The organism is Streptomyces sp. NPDC053673 (genome assembly GCF_055585225.1).
Genome location: NZ_JBVJKN010000037.1, coordinates 15,486 through 32,748 on the forward strand (window position 1 = coordinate 15,486; position 17,263 = coordinate 32,748).

Below are 17,263 nucleotides of genomic sequence, written 5' to 3' on the forward strand. Positions count from 1 at the left end.
CAGGTCGCTGCTGTGGCCGTCGGGAAGACCTGCGGGTCACGGCCTTGGATGCGTCTCGTACATCCGCGCCGCCACGAGGAGGCCGGAGGCGGCAGTGAGGGCGGCGACGGCCCAGATCGCGGTGGTCAGCCCGTAGGCGTCGGCGAGGGCTCCGGCGAGGAGGGCGCCGACGGCGAAGCCGCCGTCGCGCCAGAGGCGGTAGACGCCGACGGCGCGGGCCCGCCAGGCGGGGTGGGCGACGTCGCCGATGACGGCGAGCAGGGTGGGGTAGACCAGGGCGGTGCCGATGCCGAGGAGGACCTGGGCGGTGGCCCAGACGCCGAAGGTCGTGCCGGCGGCGACGAGTCCGATGGCGGCTGCCTGCAGCAGCATCCCGGCGGTGATCAGGTGTTTGCGGCCGATGTGATCGGACCACCAGCCGGTGACCATCTGCCCCGCACCCCAGACGGCCGGGTAGAGGGCGGCCAGGACGCCGATCCGGGCGATGGACAGTCCGTTCGCGGCGAACAGCAGCGGGAAGATGCCCCAGGCCAGGGCGTCGTTGAGGTTGTTGACCATGCCGGCCTGGCTTGCGGCGGACAGGGCCTTGTCCGTGAAGCTGGTGCGCCGGGCGATCTGTCCCGTCGTCAGCTCCGTGGCGGAGTCCACCGGGTGCCGGGCGGCTTCGTAGCGGGCGTGGTCGCGGGTCTCGCGCACCGCGAGGGTGGACAGGCCGAGGGCGAGAACGGCGTATGCGGCGCCGAGGAGGAACGGCTCGGGGCGCAGTCCTGCGTGTTCGGCGATGGCGCCGGTGGCCATGGCCGTGGCGGCGACGGCGACATAGCCGGCGGCCTCGTTGAAGCCCATGGCCAGGCCGCGGCGTTCCGGGCCGACCAGGTCGATCTTCATGATGACGGTGGTGGACCAGGTCAATCCCTGGTTGACGCCGAGGAGGATGTTCGCGGCGATGATCCAGCCCCAGGTGGGACCCCAGGCGAGCATGGCCGGCACGGGCAGGGCGATCAGCCATCCGGCGATCAGGACCGGTTTGCGGCCGAAGCGGTCTGACCAGGTGCCGGCGAAGAAGTTGGTGACTGCCTTGGTGGCGCCGAAGGCCAGGATGTAGGTGAGGGCGGCGGTGTAGGCGGACAGGTGGAAGACGTCGTCGGCGAGCAGCGGCAGGACGGTACGTTCCTGACCGAGCATGCCGCCGACGAGTGCGTTGACGAGGACGAGCAGGGCGAACTGGGTGAGGTTGGCGCGCAGTCCGAGACGTATGCCGGAACGGGACTCGCCGGTGGCATGGGTCGTCATGCGCTCTCCTCCAAGGGGCGGCCGGTGGCCTCGGCCCAGTCGGCGGGTCCGCCGTCGAGAACGGCCAGGTTCTGGTGTCCGGACCGCTGCAGCAGGCTCGCGGCGGTCATGGCACGCTCGCCGTGCCCGCAGTGGACCACCGCGCCGTCCGGCGCAGCATCGGGATCTGCGGTGAGGGCGCCGAGTTCGATATGGATCGCGCCCGGAATGTGGCCGGCCCTGTGCTCAGCCCGCTGGCGTACGTCGAGAACCGGGCGGCCAGACATCCGGTCGGCGCTGACCAGCTCGATGGTCTCCTGCTGTCCACCCTCGGCGGCCCAGGCGGTCATTCCGCCGTCGAGGTGCCCGGCCAGCCGTTCGTACCCGATCTTCAGGGCCTGCCAGGTGAGTTCGGCAAGATCTTGACCGGCGCCGGCGATGAACACGAGCGGTGTGTCATCGGGCAGCAGCCAGCCGAGCCAGGTGGCGAACTGGTCACGCAACGGGATGGAGATCGCGCCGGGGATGTGGCCGGCGGCGAAGTCCGCGGCAGGGCGTACGTCGATGACCGCGGCGCCGTGGCCGAGCAGACGGCGCACCTCTGAAGCCGTGAGTGGGGTGAGGGTGGGCGCCGCAGGGACGATCACGGGTCCGCGCCGATTCACCTCGGCGAGGCGATCGAAGTAGGCCGGGTAGGAACCGAGACTCCCCAGCAACTCTCGTACGAAGGCGTCCTCGTCGGCCGCGGCAAGCAGCGGGTTGGCCCGCTTCTGCGCGGCAATGGTGGTGGTGCGATCCGCGCCCGGCGGGGCGGAGCAGAAGGACCCGGCGCCGTGCGTGGGCCACACCCCGGTTTCGTCCGGCAGCTCGGCCAGGCGCCGCAGTGACCGGTACTGGGCGCGGGCCAGCTCTTCCGCGCGGTCGGCGCCGAGCAGGTCCGTACGGGCCGCCGAGCCGACGATCAGCGAACCGCCGGTAAAGACTCCGAGTTCACTGGCGCCGTCCAGGAGCAGGAAGGACAGGTGCTCGTCCGTATGGCCGGGGGTGGCCAGCGCCCGCAGCGTCAGCCCTCCCAGGTCCACCTCGTCGCCGTCGGCCAGCGCAGAGTGCGGAAAGACACGGCGTCCAGCGGCGGAGGCCAGCACCGTGGCGCCGTCGTCGGCGGCGAGCTGCAGCGCGCCGGTGAGGAAGTCGGCGTGCAGATGGGTGTCGGCAGCGAACGCCACAGTCAGCCCGCGGCGCTCGGCCGCGGCCCGCAGGGCGCGCAGATCGCGGCTCGCGTCCACGGCCAGAGCACGTCCGTCGCCGAGATCGACGAGGTAGGCACTGTTGCCGAGGCCGGTGTCGACCAGCGGCATCAAGTGATCGTCGGCGAAGCCCATCGGATCCTCCAGGTGTCACGGCTCGGCCCGGGTGGTCACCACGCTCACCCCCATCTACAATATTCCATGGATTTATGGAGGATGCCATGGGAGATGCCGCGCGCAAGACCGCGCTGTACGACGCCTTCGCCCGCACCGGCAAGGCCCTGGGCAGCGGAAAACGCCTGGAGTTGCTGGACCTGCTGGCCCAGGGCGAGCGCACGGTCGATGCCCTGGCCAGGGCCGCCCGGCTCAACCTGACCACCGCCTCGGCACACCTGCAGGCCCTCAAGCAGGCCGGACTCGTGGCCACCCGGCGCGACGGGGTGCGCATCCACTACCGGCTGGCCGGAGACGACGTCGCCGCCCTCTACGCCCTGCTGCGCCAGGTCGCTCAGGCCCACCAGAGCGCCGTCGAGCCCGCCCGCACGGCTTACCTCGGCACGGACGATGCGGCCGAGGTGGACCGGGAGGATCTGCTCGCCCGCGCGGCGGCGGGCGAGGTCGTGGTCCTCGATGTGCGGCCGGCCGAGGAGTACGCGGCGGGGCACATCCCCGGCGCGCTCTCCATCCCGGTCGAGGAACTCGCCGACCGCATCGCCGAGTTGCCGGAGGAGGCCGAGGTGGTGGCGTACTGCCGGGGTGCCTACTGCGTTCTCGCCTACGACGCTGTCCGCCTCCTTCGCGAGCGGGGTCGCAGGGCGGTGCGACTGACCGACGGGATGCTGGAATGGCGGCTGGCGGCGCTGCCCGTGGACAGCGGGGCCGTCGCATGACCCCCGCGCATCCCGCCTTCGCCTCCGGTCCGCTCTACCTGGACGACAACGCCACCACCCCGGTCGACCCGAGAGCGGCGGAAGCGGTGCAGCCGTACCTGGCGGACTGGTTCGGCAATCCCTCCAGCGCCCACGCCTACGGCACCGAACCCAAGCAGGCCCTGGCCCGCGCCCGCGGCCAGGTCGCCGCGCTCATCAGGGCCGACGCCGCAGAGATCGTCTTCACAGGCTCCGGATCCGAGGCCGACAACCTCGCCCTCCGCGGCGCCGTACTCGCCGCCAAAGCCGACCGCCCGCATGTGATCACGCAGGTCACCGAGCACCCGGCCGTCCTGGAGACCTGCCACGCCCTGGAACGCCTCCGCGATGCCGAGGTGACGTACCTGCCTGTTGATGGTGACGGCCGGGTCGACCCGGCGGCTCTGGCGGCCTCGCTCACCGAACACACCGTCCTCGTCTCGGTCATGGCCGCCAACAACGAGACCGGCGCCCTCCAGCCCATCGCCGAACTGACCCGCATCACCCACGCCCACGGCGCCCTCTTCCACTGCGACGCCGCCCAGGCAGCCGGAAAGATCTCACTTGAATTTACGGGACCTGGGCGTCGACCTCATGACGATCGTCGGCCACAAGATGTACGCGCCCAAGGGCATCGCCGCCCTGTACATCCGTGACCGAGTCGCCCTCGAACCCCTGGTCTACGGAGGCGGGCAGGAAAGCGGCCTGCGTGCCGGCACCGAGAACGTCGCCCTCGCCGTCGCCCTGGGCGCCGCCGCGCAACTCGCCGCCGAGGAACTTGCCGGCGGTGGTCCGCAGCGCATCGCGACCCTGCGCGACCGCCTCCACGCCGGTCTCACCGATCGCCTCCCTGACCGGGTCCACCTCAACGGCCCCGCCGACGGCCGCCTGCCCAACACGCTCAACATCAGCATCGACGGTATCCAGGGCCATGAACTCCTCGATGCCGTACCCGAGATGGCCGCCTCCACCGCCTCCGCCTGCCACAGCGGCGACCACCGGCCTTCCCGGTACTCAGCGCCATGAGCCTGCCTGAAGCCCGCAGCCTCTCCGCGCTCCGGCTCTCCCTCGGCCGCTGGACCACCGCCGCCGACATCGACCGGGCCGTCGAGCTGCTGACCGTCGCCTGTGCGCGGTCGACCGGAAGCCAAGCCGCCGCGCCGCCTGCGGCCGGCCGGACAGTGCCCCGGTGACACCAGACCTGGTCGTCGACGGCGGCGACCTTCTGTGCGTACAGCTTCTGCTCCTGCTACGCCGTGAGATCGCCGACGCGCCCGAGGGAACGCTCGTCCACGTGATCGCCCGTGACCCCGCGGCTCCGCTGGACCTGCCGGCCTGGTGCCACATGACCGGCCACACCTGCCTCGGCTCCGTACCCGACCCCGATCGTGCGCTCTACGCGCTGCGGCTCACTGCTACCCCGGTCCGCACCCGGCGCGATGCCCCCTGGCACCGCGCCGACCAGATCCGCTGACCGGGGCAGCCGGGGTGCGCCGTCCGGGCTACGCCGCATCCGGCACGCCGTCGGGGTGGTTCTTCAACGCCATCCGCGCTTTCACCCGGTCCTCGCCCTCACCGGTGGCCCAGTGCGGGTGGGTGGCAACCTCGATGGATAGCTCCTGAACCAGGCCTCGCAACCGGGCTTCCCCGGTCTTTGTAGGACTCGGTGTGTCACTCGTGTTGATGATGCGGGCGTCACGGGCGCCGGTGGATTGACCTTCGGGGTGCTGAGCGGCGGCGTGACCATGGTGTAGGGGCTTGCCTGCTGTTACTGCGATTTCGTAATATTCGAAAGCGTGAAGTCCGAATCCGTCTCATCTGGGTGGTCGGTGCTGCTGACCTTGCAGCGCGCGACCCACGCCACCTTGCAACTGATCGCTACCGAACTCGTCGACCTCGACATGACCGCCTCCGAGATCAACGCTCTGGCCAACCTCGCCGACGGCCAGGGCCGTACCGTGTCCCAGCTGGGTGCCGCCGTCGGCACCCGCCCCACGACGCTGACCAGCGTGCTGGACCGGTTGGAGCGACGTGGTCACATCACCCGCAGCACCCGCGCGGTTGACCGCCGCTCGGTGCTCATCGAACTCACTGACTCGGGACGGGCGGCGGCAGTCCTGATCACACAGACGCTGGCCGATCTTGAAAGCCGTGCGCTGGACGGGCTGCCCGCCGAAGCGGTCACCGGTTTCCGCGCGGTCGTGGATGCACTGATCGAGGAGGGGACGTGATCGGAAGCAGCCACGGCGCGGATGAGGAGTCCTCACCGTTCACGGAGCTGATGGGGGAGGTAATGGCCACCACCGAGCGGTTCGGGCACCGCGAGCACATCCACCTGACCTGGCTGGCCGTGCGGCGCTACGGAACCGCCGCGGCGGTTGGCCTGGTCAGCGACGGCATCCAGCGCACCGCCCGTTACGCAGGAGCCCCGCAGAAATACAACGCCACCGTCAGCCGAGCCTGGGTCGAGCTGGTGGGCCACCACATCGGTCAGTCGGACGCGGCGGACTTCGACCGCTTCGCCGGCCGACACCCCGCTCTGCTCGACAAGAAGCTACTGACCCGCTTCTACCGGCCCTCGACGCTGGCCGGCACCCCGGCCAGGACCGGCTGGGTCGAGCCCGACCTCACGCCCTTCCCCTGGCAACAGGCCGGTGAGTGAGAACTCCACATCGATCAGCAATGGCCCTCCCCGCCTCGACCGCAGCCACGCGGGAGGGCCGTTCGGCATCTGGAGGCGCTCGTGATGACGGTGTCAGCGCAGGTCCCAGCGGTCGAACGACTGGTGGTGGCCAGCGAGTTGGCCTGCCCGGGCCCGCATGCGCACCGACGGCCTGGACCGGCCCCGCCGCGGCTGCTGAACAGGCCGCGGACAAGGGGGTGTGCGATAGAGGTGCCCGCCCGCGACCGGTGCGCACCCCATGCGGGCGCGGTGCGGGCAAGGTGCGGGCGCGGTGCGGTGGTGCGCCCTTTGATGCGCGCGGTGCGGTGCACGTTGATCGGGCACGCCTGCTGCGCCGGATCGGTCACGGCGCCCTTCCTTCCGCTCTCGCCCGGCAGTCCCCGTACTCAGCGGCCGGGTAGTTTCCTGCAGGAAACCACTATGCACAGGATACTAGGTTGGTGGTGTCAGCAAGCGGGCCGGCAGTCGGCCGGACCGCTCGGCGATCAGCCGGCTGCCCGTCCTGCCGACGGGCCGTCCGCACCACCGAAAGAGCCACCACGATGAGGTTCCCCGCGCTGCCCGAGCGTGAGGGTGACCGGCCCGAGACCGGGCCCGAGGTCCCGCACCTGCAGCTCACCCAGCCCAGCCCGCCGCAGATCAAGGAGGCGCTGCGGCGGTGGATGGCCACCGCGCTCCCCGGCACCGTCTCGGGCCGTAGCGAGATCTCCGTACCCAGCACCTGGGCGGTGTTCCTCGGCGATGCCGCCCCCGCCCGCGGTGCCCGGCTGTTCCTGCCGCGCGGGGACGCGGAGTTCGTGCACCTGCACGCCGACGGCAGTCTGCACCTGACCCTGGACCCTGCCGACCACGCCGCGTTCCTGGCCTCCGGATGGGGCGAGAAGCACCCGCTCTACGACCGTGGCGTCAATGTCGTCATGTTCTACGCCCCGCGCGACGGGGCCGAACTGGAGGTGGCCAAGAAGGTCATCGCCAGCTCCTACCGTTACGCCACCGGCCACGCACCGACCTCTGGGCTCGCCGCGGCCTGATCGCTCTCCCCACTCCGCGCCGGGACGCCGGCGCAGGTGACCGGCACGGCCGACGCACCTCTGTCAAGGGCTGCGTCGAAGCAGCCGCAAGGGCCCCGTACGGCATCGACGCCACCGCCTTCCCCTGGAGGTCCACAGGAAGATGACGGCGGTCGTCCTCGTGGAAGATCAGCGCGCCTCCGTCCCGGGGCACGATCGAGGCCCCGAGGGCTGCCGCCTGCCGGGCGAGCACGCCGCTCATCGCGCCACGGGCGAAGTGCGTCGCCGTCACGCACGACATTCCGTCCTTGTCCTGGGACGCGTGGTAGAGGTCCGCCTCGCCCCCGTCCTCCGCGCGGAGCTGGGAGAAGCCCTCCTCCGGGCCGCCCGCCACCACGTACGGCTCCACCACCTGCTGGAACCGTTCGGCGTCCAGGGCGACGACCTCGCCGTCCACGAACCGGAGCAGGAAGATGCTGTAACTCACGGGCACACTCTGCCATCACCATGATCCGTTCCAGGGAAGCCGACCTTCTGCGCAGCGAGCGGAGACAGAGTCATGGGTCCGGCCCAGCCCTGCTGAACCAGCGCGACTTGCGAGGGCAGGGGCAGGACGGGATGGATGTCCACGCCTCGCGACCAGTTCGCGAGCAGTCCCTCGGTGGTGTCAACAGCGGAGACGACCATGGTGATGCGGGTCTGCCCCTTGCCCCAGGTGTTCCATAGCGCCCACCCCTCCTCACGGGGCTCCACCCCGATGCGCAGGCAAGCCTGCTCATACGTCTCGTTCAGCTCGGACGGCATGATTCCCGGCCGGATGACCACCACACCCGCCAACTCGACCACGGCCCGGTCCTCCTCGACGCAGCCGTCTCCAGGAAAGTGGTAGTGCCGCAGAGCCCGGGCTAGTGCGTTCACAGCCCGCTGCAGGCCGGTCGCGTTCTCGGGGTCAGGGCCATAGGAAAGCCACCCGTCTTGAAAGGCAGCGGACTGGACCTCTCGGGCAAGTCTCTCGATTTCTCTCAGGTGTTCTATCTCGGTCAGGTCAGGTCGGGTCATGGCGCGAAGTCTGACAGCAGGTGGCGTCCAAGTCGCCGGACTTTAGGGCGCCAGCAGCCGAGCCCGGGGCCGGAACAGACCGGAAGCTGGAGCCGCTCCAAGCCGGATCAAACGCGCCTTCACCCGTCAAGTGGAGCCAACTCGGACCGGAAGAGTGGAGCCGACTCAGACGTTAGCGCCAAAGGTCCACCGAAGCCGGCCTGCCCACTGCACTCCGCCATGCGGTGGATCTCCACGGCGGCGCCTCCGCCGCATGGGGGAGGCGGATCATGCGCAGGCCCGATCCCTGCGCGCTGCGGATCCAGAACAGTGATCCCATGGCAATCAGCGAGACGAGTCCAACGATTGCGGTCGAGGGGAACGGCCGGCCGTTGCCGCTCCGGGCAGAGTCCGTTGCCCGCGAAGTCTGTGCGAGCGGTCCATGCGCGGACCCATGTCTGGAGCCCCGAGTCTTCCCGGTGGGCACGTCCGATGAGGACGACGCCCCCTCTTCCGCCAGTTCCCGGCAGTCAACTGTGTTGAGGGCGATGAGGGATCATCTGTGACGATTTGGCTCATGTCGTTCCCGGCGTTCGCGTGTCTACTGGTCTTGTGCGCCCTGGTGGAGAGCGCGTGGCGATGGTTCACGGGGCTGGGCATGTTCCCGTGGCTACGCAGGCGCACGGGGCGGTCGTTGTCGAACACAGCATTCGATGAATTCACGGCGGTCGTGAACGGAAACAAGACGGTAGAGCTGGAGCAGCGGCGGGTGGAGCTGCTGCGGCGGGACGACGAGAGCGACGGTGCACCGCCTCGCTCCAGCATCGACCTGACCAAGGGCACCGCGTTCATCGTGTTGCCACAGGAAGCGGACAGCCCGTGCGCTGACAGGCGCGACGCCCGTGAGGGCCGACGGTGAAACGCGAACCGGAGGGAACGGGCGCAGAACCGTCCATGCTGTGGGGGCGTATCGCATGCTTGTGGGCGGCCGCGTTCGCCGGGTTGCACTTCTACTGGGCCGTCGGCGGTGATGTGGGGCTGAGCGTCTCCGCCGGTCCGCTGGCCACCGAGCGCCCGCTGTGGTTCGTCGCAGCCGGTTTGTGGGGCGTGGGTGCGCTCTGCCTCCTCGGCGCTTTGCTGGCATGGCTCCTTGCCCGGTCCAGGCTCCGGGGCGTTCCCGCTCTGCTGGCAAGGTGGCTGGGGTGGGGCGTCAGTGCCCTCCTACTGGTCCGTGGGATCGGTATCGAGGTGCTGCTGCTCACCAACACAACGCACCTGGACACCTCCGTGAGCGTGGGGCAGCGGGCCTGGACGCTGGCCCTGTGGAACCCCTGGTTCATCGCCGGAGGACTGGCCTTCGGCCTCGCCACCCTTCGGTCCCGCATGCATACCGACGCAGAACCGCGCCCCCGTCCGTAAGCTGGCTGCTCCGCCGGTCAGCTCACAGCCCCACTACTCGAACGGCGGCAGGTCACACACCATCAGGCAGGGTGGCTCCCAATCTCGTTGCCGGACCAGCGGCACCCAGTTTCATTGCCCCATCGGCTGTACTTCACATTGTCGAAAACACTCCACTATGGCGGCGGTGAGCCAACGTGTCCTACGCCTTTGCGCTGTCTGCTGTCCGAGACGTCCGTGCTGCTGTGCCGCGGTCTGGTGCGCCCGCGGGGTGAGGCCGTGCCGGACTGGGTACGATGCTCCGCGGCAGGCGCTGCCTTTCGTGGTGATCGTGCCCGGGACGCTCGCGGGGGGTGCTCTTCACCCGCTCAGGCGCCTCCAGTGAGCCTCGGCTGACCGTCGCTGATCACCGGGCCCGCCGGCCTGACGGCCGGCGGGCCCGCAAGAGTCAGGTCACCGAGCGCAGTTGGTCCAGTTCGCTGCTGATCGCATCCCGCAGCACGTCATGCTGCGGACTGAGTCTGAACCGCTCGTCGCTCCACCGTTCACGCGGATAGAGCCACACCGGAGCACCCACCACATCGGCTGGCTCCCACTCGAACCGCGGCCAGACATGCGCATGCAAGAACGGGTCCGTGTTCCCCAGGATCTCCAGGTTGACCCGGCGGAAAGCCGGGTCCAGCCGCCGACAGGCACGCTCGACCGCTTCGCCGAGCCGGTCCATGTCAGACAGGAACGACAGTCGCTTCGCCCTCGGCAGGTCCGACAACCGCTGCACGTCCGGCTCGTCCACGAGCAGAACCGAGTAGCCGGGCAGGAACTGAACGTCCCCGATCACCGCGAACCCCGACGTCAGCCGTCGCAGCACGGTCGGGTTCTCGCCCCTCAGCGCAGTCCCGATCCGGTCCATCCGCCAGTCACCAGTCATGGCCAAAACCTACATTCTGGTGATCAAGGACCGCTCTTCGATCCCCATCCTCCTCAGCGCACCGGGCTCACCGACGGGATGCTCACCTCCGCGATCCTGGCCTTGTTCGCCTCCGAAGGGGTCGGGCCCGCGGAAGAGGTGCTGGTGGTATTGGCTGTGAGTACCTCGCATCCGCGATGTGAATACGCGGATGGCTGCGGCGGACGGGGATGCCGAGGTTTGATCGGGGCATGAACACAACAGAGTCCCGGTCGACGCCCGCAACCAAGGAGACGCGCGCCACGGGCGCCACTGGCTTCGGCGGCCGCAGCAGCCGCTTCTGGTCCGTCCTGTCCGCCGTCCTCTTCGTACCCGCCGCACTGGCGTTCGGCATGCTGACCCTCGCCTCCGAGCGGGCGGGGCGCTGTATGACGTACGGGGAGCAGTGCGGCCCGTCGCTGCCCGGATGGCTGTTTGTGTGGGGCGTCGGCTTGGGCGGTGTGGCGTGTGTCGTCGCGCTGGCCGCGCCTGCGGTACGGGTGCGGCGGGTGGCGTTGATCGCGCAACTCCTGGCGGAGTGCGTGGCGCTGATGGTGATCGTCAGCTACGCGTGACACGCGGGCTCGCGGGCCGCGCACCCAATGTCCTCGCCCACACCGGGTCGACGCTGCGGCCGGGGGAGAACCCCGTCCAGACACACAAGCGAACCCACACCAGACTCAACGAGAAGGGGAAGAATCGCCGCTGGTTCCCAGGCAGAGTCCTCCGAGATTCGGCGAACTCGTCGGTTTCAAGTGGTCGGCGACTCCATGGTGGACGCGGCGATCTGCGACGGCGACATCGTGTCCGTTCGGCGGCAGGCGACAGCCGACCACGGCGACACGTCGCCGCCCTCCTGGACGGCGAAGCCACCATCAAAAGGCTGCGTCGCCAGGACGGCCACGCGCGCGGCCGGGCTGCGGTCGTCCGCCTCGGCGGCCGCGGCCTGCGCCATCGCCGCCGGCAGCCGGGCAGGACTTCCATGACGATGGGATGGCGTCGGTGCGGTGAGCCACAGATCCGTGAACTGTTCGGCGCGGCAGGCCTGGTGGGTGCAGCACTGGTCCTCGCGGGGGCCACTCGGGGACGCCGCGCCGCAGAGAGGCCGACTGCTATGTTCGGCGGCCATGGGATCATTCCAGTACGACAGAGACTTCCGTGCCCGCGCCAGAAAGACCCAGAACCGGGGCTTCGTCCTGCTGGGGGTGGCGGCGCTGCTGTGGGCCTGGTGTGCCGTGCTGCTGGTGATGCCTTACACGGTGGGGGACGACCGCGAGTGCGAGCCCCGCCTGACCGCCGAGCGGGCTACGGCCAACGAGGGCGCGGGCGAATCGCCGTGCGCAGCCGAACGCGACTGGCCGGAGGCCCTCGCCGTCCTCGGCCTGTCGGTGCCGGTCTCGGTCATCGGCGCGATCCTGTGGACGGGCGGCGGCACCAGCATTCGCATGAGCGAGCACGCGGCGGAGATAGCCCGGCTCAGCGAGGTGGCAGACCGGGCCGGCGACTAAGTGGTCCAACAAAGACGTCGGACGTGTCGGTGGGTGATGAGGCAGGTGGCGAGTCCGAGGAAGACGCCCCACGGTGCAAAGGTGTCAAGCTGCGGAGTCGACCGCACCGAGCCGACCGTGGTCAACGTCCTCGTCGCCAAGGACCGATCCGGTCCGGCACCCCGCCGCCTCACCGTCAACTGGTAGCGCCCCCAGGACAGCGCCCTGCCTGCTGTTGCGGTCGCGAGCCCACAGAGCGGCGGCAGGCGCCGGAACCAAGAGTCAGTCCGGCGCCCCGAGTTCCCCCGCCCCAGCCCGGCTGCCAAGCCATGCCCAAGGAGGTATCGACCTGCCGGCCGATGTCGGTCCGTGTGGTGGGCAGCGCGTCGACGGACTGCGTGGTGTAGAGCGGGATGTCGACGGCGCCGGCCCGGCTGAGCCTCGCAGTCTCTGATTCTGCTCAAGCGGGGTCGACCAGGGTGTTCACGGTGTGATCCACTCCGGTCACGAGCACGGGCTCGTACATGCAGTGGGCAGGGGGCGGGATGAGAGCACAGCTGTTCGCGGCGGGGGCAGCGGTGGTGGTGATGGGCCTGGGGACGAGTGCGTCCGCGGCCACGGCACGGGGGCACGCGCTGGAGGACGACTGGGGAGGCGCTTTCGGCTTCCACCACGCCACGGTCGGCAAGGGCTACTGGTTCACCTGCCCCACGCTCAGGAACACGTCCGACCTGCCGGTCGAGGTGCTCGGGGCGGAGCTTGTGGGTGCACCGGCGCACTGGAGCACGGGCGAGGCCAGGGCGGCCAGACGCTCCGACACGCACGGGATCGCGTTGGGCGCCCATGACGAGTCCTTCGTCGAGGACCCGGACCTGGCCCGGGATCACTCGCAGGAGCCGGTACGCATCGCCCCCGGCCAGGAGAGCCCGATCTACTACCTTGTGCGGGCCGAGGCTGTCACCTCCCCGGTCTCGGGCAAGGCCGAGGGCTGCCGGTTCACCTACCGCACGGGGAACCGCATCCACACACAAGTCCTGCACGCCCCGCTTGAACTCAGGGCCGGGGACTGAGCTCCGTCGGCATCAGGCCTCCGGAGCCAGGACCACCACGTGCTCCGGTAGGTGCTCGCAAGGCCGGGGGCCGGCCAGCGACTCCTGCAGGAGACGCGGTCGGTTGCGGGAAAGGGCCTCGGCCCGGGCGATGCCCAGGTGCAGGGCCATCTCCTCCCCGGTGCTGCGAGAATGCGCGCCCGCTTGCGTGCGCCTCCATACAGCCGCACATGCGGCTCCCGGGGTCTCTGCTGTTTGCGCAGGCGCGGAGGTTGCCGGGCGAGTGTGAACTCGGGGATGTCTTCGAGGACTTTCAGGTGGCGAGCGTGGAACTCCCGACACATACAGCGCAGTCGCAGTCGTGGCAGCACGGTCGGCATGCCAACGCATCGCAGTAACGATCTGGCTCGTGGCAGTGCCTGGAGTCGGGTTCGTCGCAGTTCCACTCGGCACAGGAGCGGTCCAGGGACTTGGGGTAGCGGAGGTGCTCGCGGGTGCCGGGCAGCCCGTGCGCGATGGGGATGCCGGGGCAGGTGATCTTTGATCGGCGTGAGGCGGCTTCGGAGCGCCAGGCTGCGCGGCAGGCGGTGCATTGCACGCGTCCTTCGGGACGCGACAGCACGGAATGGCTCAGGGCGGTCTCCGCAGAAGCCGTGTGGGGTCGAGCGCGTGTTGCCATTGAGCAGGTCCGCTGCCGGCGCCGCGTTCGCGACGATGACAGCAGGCTGTGTTGCATTCCGACCCGCTGGTATGACGCGGATCACCGCAGGGGTCTTGATGGTGGAAGGTGAGGCCGACTGCGTCCGCTGTGGCAGGGTCGGGACCATGCCCTTTGATCACAACGACCACTATCACCGCCTGCTGTTGCGCCAGGTGCCGCGGAACTGCGGTGCGGCACTGGATGTTGGGTGCGGGATCGGCCGGTTCGCGCGTCGGCTCGCTCACCTGGGCATAGATGTCGATGCGATCGATCCGTCGGAGGAGGCCATCGCGGAGGCCCGCGCGCTGTCCGGCCGGATAGCCGGTGACCGGAACCCGCGATTCCACCATGCGGACGTGACCGAAGTCGAACTTCCCAAGGCGCACTACGACTTCATCTCGTGCCTCGCCAGCATCCACCACATGCCGTTCGACACCGTCGCCGCATTGCGTGACGCGCTTGCGCCCGGAGGGGTGCTCGTGATCTTGGGCTGCTATCCGGAGAAGACCCGGCTCGACTGGGCTTGGAGCCTGGCAGCCGTGCCCGTCAACGCAGTCGCCAGGCTGGCCGTCGCCGTGAGGGACAAACTTCGGCCTGTCTCTGCTGCGACAGGTCGAGAACAGGTGAAGGCGCCGGTGAGACAGCCGGCCGTGCCCCTGCTCCAGATCCGCCGGGAAGCCGCGGCGCTGCTGCCCGGATGCAGCATCCGCAGGCTCCTTTTCTGGCGCTATCTGCTCGTCTTCCGTAACCACGGCTGACGGGACCATGGCGGACGGGACCAGGTGACGTTTCCCCTCTGCTCCGCCCGCGTCAACTGCAGGTCCCGATCACAGAGGTCCGCGGAGCGGGAAGGCGGCTGACTCGATTCGTTCAGGCAGCGGCTTCACGAAGCCGGACGATCTCCTCGTGCTGTGCGGCCGGCCGAGCCAGGGCCTGGCTGCGGAAGTCGCTGAGCGCTTCGACTGTCTGCTCCGACCGGGCCAGCCGTTCCCGGAGCTTGGTGTTCTCTGCCTTGAGCCGGGTGATCTGGGCAGCGCATTTCCTCATCGGCGGCCGAGTCGTCGTGGGACACCAGGCGGCGAAGCGTAACGAGCCACAAGTCGGCAGCCCTCTGATAGCCACACCTGATGTCCCTGGGTGTCCCCACCCTACGAACGGGAGGACCAACCCGATCAAGAACGTAGAGGCCTCTGAATTTTGACCCCTGGCGAGTCTCTGAGAATTGACCCCCGTGTGGTTGGTCGTCGACTGCCCGGCGGTGCCGGCAGGACTGTCAGCCGTGGATGCCAGAATCGTCGGCATGCCGCTGTGCGACTACTTCTCTGCCACTGACGATCAGGCTGCCGTCGCGGTCCTCCAGACTCCTGGAGGGCCGGGGCAGGCGGAACTCGACGTGGTCTACCTCAAGAACATCGACCCGGTCGTCGCGATGGCCCAGCTCGAAGCCATCATGACCGGCTGCAGCTATGAGGAGGCCAGCGAGCGCCCGCGGTCGGGCCAACTGCTGTCCGAGCCGGAGGACGGCCCGCCGTTCGTGGTCAGCCTGACAGACACCCTGATCGATGCCCTCGCCACGGCATCGATGGGCGACCTTGTCCGCATTGCCGAGCTTTGGTCGATGACCGACGAACTCCGGCAGATCGGGATCAGGGTCGAGGTCACAGCCGATGTCCTGGAAGCCCTGGCCGGACTGGCTCAGCGCGCTCAGGCTTCCGACCAGCGGCTGTATTGCTGGTGGGCCCTGTGACTCACCGGCGTCGGGCCCGTCGTCCTTGCCCAGCAGTTCGCGTCGCTGGGGGTGTGCGAGCGCGAACGTGGTCGGGCCAAGAGTCAAAGCCGACCACGGCGGAACCGTCCTGTACCGCCCGGCGAGCAGCGGATACCGCGCTACGGGCTCTTCTTGTTGCCGCCGCCCCACGAGTACGGCACACCCTGCTGGGACAGCGCTGCCTGCAGGACCGCCTCGGCCGTCCACACCACCTGACGGAGGCCGGCGGCGGGCGTGCGGTGCCGACCGGTGATCCGCTCCTGCTCCTCTGCGGAGTACTGGTCCGGGCCAACGCCGGTGAGCCCCGGGGCACGGTCGTCCGCGACGGTTTCCGCCGTCCCCCGTATCCCTTCATCACGTCGCTGGTGCCCGCGGAACAGGGGCTCCAGACCGGCGGGTCGCACACACTTTTGGGTGCGGACAGCGACGCCCGCCCCACGATGCTGCTGCTGGCCGGGGGCGATGTGCTGTGCCGCGTCGTTCACCGCGATGATGTCCGCGGCCGGCGGACTGAGCAGCACGTCGACGGACAATGTCATTGGCGCGGCGGTGGGGATCTCCGAGCGGATGGCTCGCCGCGTATCGGGGCGCCGCCGCCTCCGTCACGGATTTCGTGCCGAAGTGCCGGGGGATGCGCTGGCAGGTCCTGGACGGCGTCGCCCGTATCGAGTCCAACCACGCGGGCGGGCGATCGAGCGTCACCGACGGGGACATCACGCCGCACATCACGGGTGTTCCGGGCCTTGTGAACCCGACGCCTCTCACGGCGGGCGCCGGGGTTGGGAGGTTAGCCGATGCCGCCCGTTCCACCGGTTCCGCCGGTGCCGCTGGTTTCGCAGCCGAGGCCGATGCAGGTTCCGCCGGTTCCGCCGGTTCCGCCGTCGCCGGCGTCGTCGAGGCCGAGGGGGTCGTCGCCGCCGGTTCCGCCGTTGCCGCCGTTGGCGCTTTGGTTGCAGATGCCGGCGCAGATTCCGCCGTTGCCGCCGTCGCCGCCGTTTTCGTTGGGGTTGCCGGTGGTGCCGGTGCCGCCGTTGGCGCTGCCGTCGCAGAGTCCGGCGCAGATTCCGCCGTTGCTGCCGTCGGTGCCGTTGACGGTTCCGTCGCAGTTGCCTGCGCAGACCTGGTCGCCGATTTGGATGTTGTCGTCGCCGACGTCGATGTCGTCGAGGAGTGTGCCGTCGCCTTCGGTGGGGTGCTGGAGGGGGGTGTGGCTGATGGTTGTGGCGGTCTGGGGTGTGGGTGCTGCGGTGGCGGCGGTTGTCATGGCGCCGGCGCCGATGAGGGTAGCCGAGACGGTGAGAGCGAGACGGTATTTCCAGGGGCTCATGCGCATGGGTTCCCTCTTTCGGAAAGCGGTTTGGTGGCGGGGTTTCGGTCGCGGGGTTTTGGTGTTCTGTGTTTCGTGTCGTTACGTGATGCGTGATGCGGGGTGGCAGAAAGTTAGGGGGTGGTGGGGTTGGTGGTCCGTATTCATTTGAGCCGGGTGGGGGCTCGGCGTCATGCCCCGGGGTTTCGGGACTTGGCAGGTTCTTGAGGTGCCGGTCGGGGCGCGGCTTGGGAGGTCATGCCCGGTCGAGGTGAGGATCGTCGTGGAGCGGGACGCTCCGGCCAGGGCGGCCTGCCTCGTGTTGTGTGGTTGGGGCAGGTGGTGCCGGGTGTGCCTCGTGGTGTGGGGGTGTCGCGGCTTGGGGGCGGGGGTGTGTCGCGGCTTGGGGGTGTGGGGGTGTCCTGTGCGGTGTGGGGGCCCAGGTGGCTGG

The 17,263-nt window shown here is 69.5% G+C and carries 23 protein-coding genes and 1 pseudogene; 16 read left to right on the plus strand and 8 right to left on the minus strand.

What is annotated here, in order from left to right; all coding sequences use genetic code 11:
• Nucleotides 1-36: 36 nt before the first annotated feature.
• Both ACZ6ZQ_RS32975 and ACZ6ZQ_RS32980 read right to left on the minus strand, forming a co-directional pair.
• Nucleotides 37-1,293: an MFS transporter gene (locus tag ACZ6ZQ_RS32975; protein WP_469772187.1), complete on the minus strand. Its 1,257-nt coding sequence runs from the start codon at nucleotides 1,291-1,293 to the stop codon at nucleotides 37-39.
• Nucleotides 1,290-2,654, minus strand: coding sequence for an MBL fold metallo-hydrolase (locus tag ACZ6ZQ_RS32980; protein WP_469772188.1), 1,365 nt, complete (start codon nucleotides 2,652-2,654; stop codon nucleotides 1,290-1,292). Before ACZ6ZQ_RS32980 ends, ACZ6ZQ_RS32975 begins: the two co-directional genes overlap by 4 nt.
• An 86-nt stretch (nucleotides 2,655-2,740) precedes the next feature.
• Here ACZ6ZQ_RS32980 and ACZ6ZQ_RS32985 point away from each other — a divergent pair, with 86 nt between their 5' ends.
• The 8 genes from ACZ6ZQ_RS32985 to ACZ6ZQ_RS33020 all read left to right on the plus strand — a co-directional run bounded on the left by ACZ6ZQ_RS32985 (nucleotide 2,741) and on the right by ACZ6ZQ_RS33020 (nucleotide 7,141).
• Nucleotides 2,741-3,409, plus strand: coding sequence for an ArsR/SmtB family transcription factor (locus ACZ6ZQ_RS32985; protein WP_469772189.1), 669 nt, complete (start codon nucleotides 2,741-2,743; stop codon nucleotides 3,407-3,409).
• Complete coding sequence (locus tag ACZ6ZQ_RS32990; RefSeq protein WP_469772190.1) at nucleotides 3,406-4,083, plus strand: cysteine desulfurase family protein; 678 nt, start codon at nucleotides 3,406-3,408, stop codon at nucleotides 4,081-4,083. The genes ACZ6ZQ_RS32985 and ACZ6ZQ_RS32990 overlap by 4 nt, the downstream gene beginning before the upstream one ends.
• Entirely contained in the window at nucleotides 4,022-4,453 is a 432-nt protein-coding gene (locus tag ACZ6ZQ_RS32995) for an aminotransferase class V-fold PLP-dependent enzyme (RefSeq protein WP_469772191.1), read from the plus strand. Before ACZ6ZQ_RS32990 ends, ACZ6ZQ_RS32995 begins: the two co-directional genes overlap by 62 nt.
• Nucleotides 4,450-4,620: a hypothetical protein gene (locus tag ACZ6ZQ_RS33000; protein ID WP_469772192.1), complete on the plus strand. Its 171-nt coding sequence runs from the start codon at nucleotides 4,450-4,452 to the stop codon at nucleotides 4,618-4,620. Before ACZ6ZQ_RS32995 ends, ACZ6ZQ_RS33000 begins: the two co-directional genes overlap by 4 nt.
• On the plus strand, nucleotides 4,617-4,901 hold the full coding sequence (locus ACZ6ZQ_RS33005; protein WP_469772193.1) for a sulfurtransferase TusA family protein: 285 nt from the start codon (nucleotides 4,617-4,619) through the stop codon (nucleotides 4,899-4,901). Before ACZ6ZQ_RS33000 ends, ACZ6ZQ_RS33005 begins: the two co-directional genes overlap by 4 nt.
• A 322-nt stretch (nucleotides 4,902-5,223) precedes the next feature.
• On the plus strand, nucleotides 5,224-5,658 hold the full coding sequence (locus ACZ6ZQ_RS33010) for a MarR family winged helix-turn-helix transcriptional regulator (protein ID WP_469772194.1): 435 nt from the start codon (nucleotides 5,224-5,226) through the stop codon (nucleotides 5,656-5,658).
• Nucleotides 5,655-6,089 carry a hypothetical protein gene (locus ACZ6ZQ_RS33015; protein WP_469772195.1) on the plus strand — a complete coding sequence of 145 codons (435 nt, stop codon included), beginning with the start codon at nucleotides 5,655-5,657 and terminating at the stop codon, nucleotides 6,087-6,089. Before ACZ6ZQ_RS33010 ends, ACZ6ZQ_RS33015 begins: the two co-directional genes overlap by 4 nt.
• Before the next feature lie 563 nt (nucleotides 6,090-6,652).
• Entirely contained in the window at nucleotides 6,653-7,141 is a 489-nt protein-coding gene (locus ACZ6ZQ_RS33020; RefSeq protein WP_469772196.1) for a luciferase domain-containing protein, read from the plus strand.
• Here ACZ6ZQ_RS33020 and ACZ6ZQ_RS33025 read toward each other — a convergent pair.
• Nucleotides 7,077-7,607, minus strand: coding sequence for a hypothetical protein (locus ACZ6ZQ_RS33025; protein ID WP_469772197.1), 531 nt, complete (start codon nucleotides 7,605-7,607; stop codon nucleotides 7,077-7,079). The two genes, ACZ6ZQ_RS33020 and ACZ6ZQ_RS33025, sit on opposite strands and share 65 nt — an antisense overlap.
• Nucleotides 7,604-8,179, minus strand: coding sequence for a hypothetical protein (locus tag ACZ6ZQ_RS33030; RefSeq protein WP_469772198.1), 576 nt, complete (start codon nucleotides 8,177-8,179; stop codon nucleotides 7,604-7,606). Before ACZ6ZQ_RS33030 ends, ACZ6ZQ_RS33025 begins: the two co-directional genes overlap by 4 nt.
• Nucleotides 8,180-8,735: 556 nt before the next feature.
• On the opposite strand from ACZ6ZQ_RS33030, the gene ACZ6ZQ_RS33035 reads away from it, so the two are divergent.
• Together ACZ6ZQ_RS33035 and ACZ6ZQ_RS33040 are read left to right on the plus strand one after the other, a co-directional pair.
• Complete coding sequence (locus tag ACZ6ZQ_RS33035; RefSeq protein WP_469772199.1) at nucleotides 8,736-9,077, plus strand: DUF6191 domain-containing protein; 342 nt, start codon at nucleotides 8,736-8,738, stop codon at nucleotides 9,075-9,077.
• Entirely contained in the window at nucleotides 9,074-9,577 is a 504-nt protein-coding gene (locus ACZ6ZQ_RS33040; protein ID WP_469772200.1) for a DUF3995 domain-containing protein, read from the plus strand. The genes ACZ6ZQ_RS33035 and ACZ6ZQ_RS33040 overlap by 4 nt, the downstream gene beginning before the upstream one ends.
• A 427-nt stretch (nucleotides 9,578-10,004) precedes the next feature.
• Here ACZ6ZQ_RS33040 and ACZ6ZQ_RS33045 read toward each other — a convergent pair whose 3' ends face one another.
• Entirely contained in the window at nucleotides 10,005-10,484 is a 480-nt protein-coding gene (locus ACZ6ZQ_RS33045) for an HIT family protein (RefSeq protein ID WP_469772201.1), read from the minus strand.
• Nucleotides 10,485-10,714: 230 nt separating this feature from the next.
• Here ACZ6ZQ_RS33045 and ACZ6ZQ_RS33050 point away from each other — a divergent pair, with 230 nt between their 5' ends.
• The 5 genes and pseudogenes from ACZ6ZQ_RS33050 (at nucleotide 10,715) to ACZ6ZQ_RS33070 (ending at nucleotide 14,496) form a co-directional block, all read left to right on the plus strand.
• A complete protein-coding gene (locus ACZ6ZQ_RS33050; RefSeq protein WP_469772202.1) occupies nucleotides 10,715-11,077 on the plus strand; it encodes a hypothetical protein in 363 nt (120 codons plus the stop codon).
• Nucleotides 11,078-11,254: 177 nt separating this feature from the next.
• Nucleotides 11,255-11,406, plus strand: a pseudogene (locus ACZ6ZQ_RS33055) (LexA family protein); the annotation flags it as partial.
• Between the two features lie 223 nt (nucleotides 11,407-11,629).
• Nucleotides 11,630-12,010: a hypothetical protein gene (locus ACZ6ZQ_RS33060; RefSeq protein WP_469772203.1), complete on the plus strand. Its 381-nt coding sequence runs from the start codon at nucleotides 11,630-11,632 to the stop codon at nucleotides 12,008-12,010.
• A 524-nt stretch (nucleotides 12,011-12,534) separates the two neighbouring features.
• Nucleotides 12,535-13,059: a hypothetical protein gene (locus ACZ6ZQ_RS33065; RefSeq protein ID WP_469772204.1), complete on the plus strand. Its 525-nt coding sequence runs from the start codon at nucleotides 12,535-12,537 to the stop codon at nucleotides 13,057-13,059.
• An 804-nt stretch (nucleotides 13,060-13,863) separates the two neighbouring features.
• Complete coding sequence (locus ACZ6ZQ_RS33070) at nucleotides 13,864-14,496, plus strand: class I SAM-dependent methyltransferase (protein WP_469772205.1); 633 nt, start codon at nucleotides 13,864-13,866, stop codon at nucleotides 14,494-14,496.
• Nucleotides 14,497-14,608: 112 nt separating this feature from the next.
• Here ACZ6ZQ_RS33070 and ACZ6ZQ_RS33075 read toward each other — a convergent pair whose 3' ends face one another.
• The gene (locus ACZ6ZQ_RS33075; protein ID WP_469772206.1) at nucleotides 14,609-14,785 is read right to left on the minus strand and encodes a hypothetical protein; all 177 of its coding nucleotides are present in this window, start codon (nucleotides 14,783-14,785) and stop codon (nucleotides 14,609-14,611) included.
• A gap of 232 nt (nucleotides 14,786-15,017) precedes the next feature.
• On the opposite strand from ACZ6ZQ_RS33075, the gene ACZ6ZQ_RS33080 reads away from it, so the two are divergent.
• Entirely contained in the window at nucleotides 15,018-15,485 is a 468-nt protein-coding gene (locus ACZ6ZQ_RS33080; RefSeq protein WP_469772207.1) for a hypothetical protein, read from the plus strand.
• A gap of 140 nt (nucleotides 15,486-15,625) precedes the next feature.
• On the opposite strand, the gene ACZ6ZQ_RS33085 is transcribed toward ACZ6ZQ_RS33080, so the two are convergent.
• The gene (locus tag ACZ6ZQ_RS33085) at nucleotides 15,626-16,045 is read right to left on the minus strand and encodes a hypothetical protein (protein ID WP_469772208.1); all 420 of its coding nucleotides are present in this window, start codon (nucleotides 16,043-16,045) and stop codon (nucleotides 15,626-15,628) included.
• 248 nt (nucleotides 16,046-16,293) lie between these two features.
• The gene (locus tag ACZ6ZQ_RS33090) at nucleotides 16,294-16,839 is read right to left on the minus strand and encodes a hypothetical protein (RefSeq protein ID WP_469772209.1); all 546 of its coding nucleotides are present in this window, start codon (nucleotides 16,837-16,839) and stop codon (nucleotides 16,294-16,296) included.
• Between the last annotated feature and the right edge of the window lie 424 nt (nucleotides 16,840-17,263).

Excerpts from the sequence above, each read along its gene's own strand:
- ACZ6ZQ_RS33035 (WP_469772199.1), top strand. The coding sequence starts at position 8,736 with ATGTCGTTCCCGGCGTTCGCGTGTCTACTGGTCTTGTGCGCCCTGGTG.
- ACZ6ZQ_RS33020 (WP_469772196.1), top strand. The coding sequence starts at position 6,653 with ATGAGGTTCCCCGCGCTGCCCGAGCGTGAGGGTGACCGGCCCGAGACC.
- ACZ6ZQ_RS32990 (WP_469772190.1), top strand. The coding sequence starts at position 3,406 with ATGACCCCCGCGCATCCCGCCTTCGCCTCCGGTCCGCTCTACCTGGAC.
- ACZ6ZQ_RS33000 (WP_469772192.1), top strand. The coding sequence starts at position 4,450 with ATGAGCCTGCCTGAAGCCCGCAGCCTCTCCGCGCTCCGGCTCTCCCTC.
- ACZ6ZQ_RS33070 (WP_469772205.1), top strand. The coding sequence starts at position 13,864 with ATGCCCTTTGATCACAACGACCACTATCACCGCCTGCTGTTGCGCCAG.
- ACZ6ZQ_RS32980 (WP_469772188.1), bottom strand. The coding sequence starts at position 2,654 with ATGGGCTTCGCCGACGATCACTTGATGCCGCTGGTCGACACCGGCCTC.
- ACZ6ZQ_RS32995 (WP_469772191.1), top strand. The coding sequence starts at position 4,022 with ATGACGATCGTCGGCCACAAGATGTACGCGCCCAAGGGCATCGCCGCC.
- ACZ6ZQ_RS33065 (WP_469772204.1), top strand. The coding sequence starts at position 12,535 with ATGAGAGCACAGCTGTTCGCGGCGGGGGCAGCGGTGGTGGTGATGGGC.
- ACZ6ZQ_RS33085 (WP_469772208.1), bottom strand. The coding sequence starts at position 16,045 with ATGACATTGTCCGTCGACGTGCTGCTCAGTCCGCCGGCCGCGGACATC.
- ACZ6ZQ_RS33045 (WP_469772201.1), bottom strand. The coding sequence starts at position 10,484 with ATGACTGGTGACTGGCGGATGGACCGGATCGGGACTGCGCTGAGGGGC.
- ACZ6ZQ_RS33050 (WP_469772202.1), top strand. The coding sequence starts at position 10,715 with ATGAACACAACAGAGTCCCGGTCGACGCCCGCAACCAAGGAGACGCGC.
- ACZ6ZQ_RS33030 (WP_469772198.1), bottom strand. The coding sequence starts at position 8,179 with ATGACCCGACCTGACCTGACCGAGATAGAACACCTGAGAGAAATCGAG.
- ACZ6ZQ_RS33090 (WP_469772209.1), bottom strand. The coding sequence starts at position 16,839 with ATGCGCATGAGCCCCTGGAAATACCGTCTCGCTCTCACCGTCTCGGCT.
- ACZ6ZQ_RS33060 (WP_469772203.1), top strand. The coding sequence starts at position 11,630 with ATGGGATCATTCCAGTACGACAGAGACTTCCGTGCCCGCGCCAGAAAG.
- ACZ6ZQ_RS32975 (WP_469772187.1), bottom strand. The coding sequence starts at position 1,293 with ATGACGACCCATGCCACCGGCGAGTCCCGTTCCGGCATACGTCTCGGA.
- ACZ6ZQ_RS32985 (WP_469772189.1), top strand. The coding sequence starts at position 2,741 with ATGGGAGATGCCGCGCGCAAGACCGCGCTGTACGACGCCTTCGCCCGC.
- ACZ6ZQ_RS33075 (WP_469772206.1), bottom strand. The coding sequence starts at position 14,785 with ATGAGGAAATGCGCTGCCCAGATCACCCGGCTCAAGGCAGAGAACACC.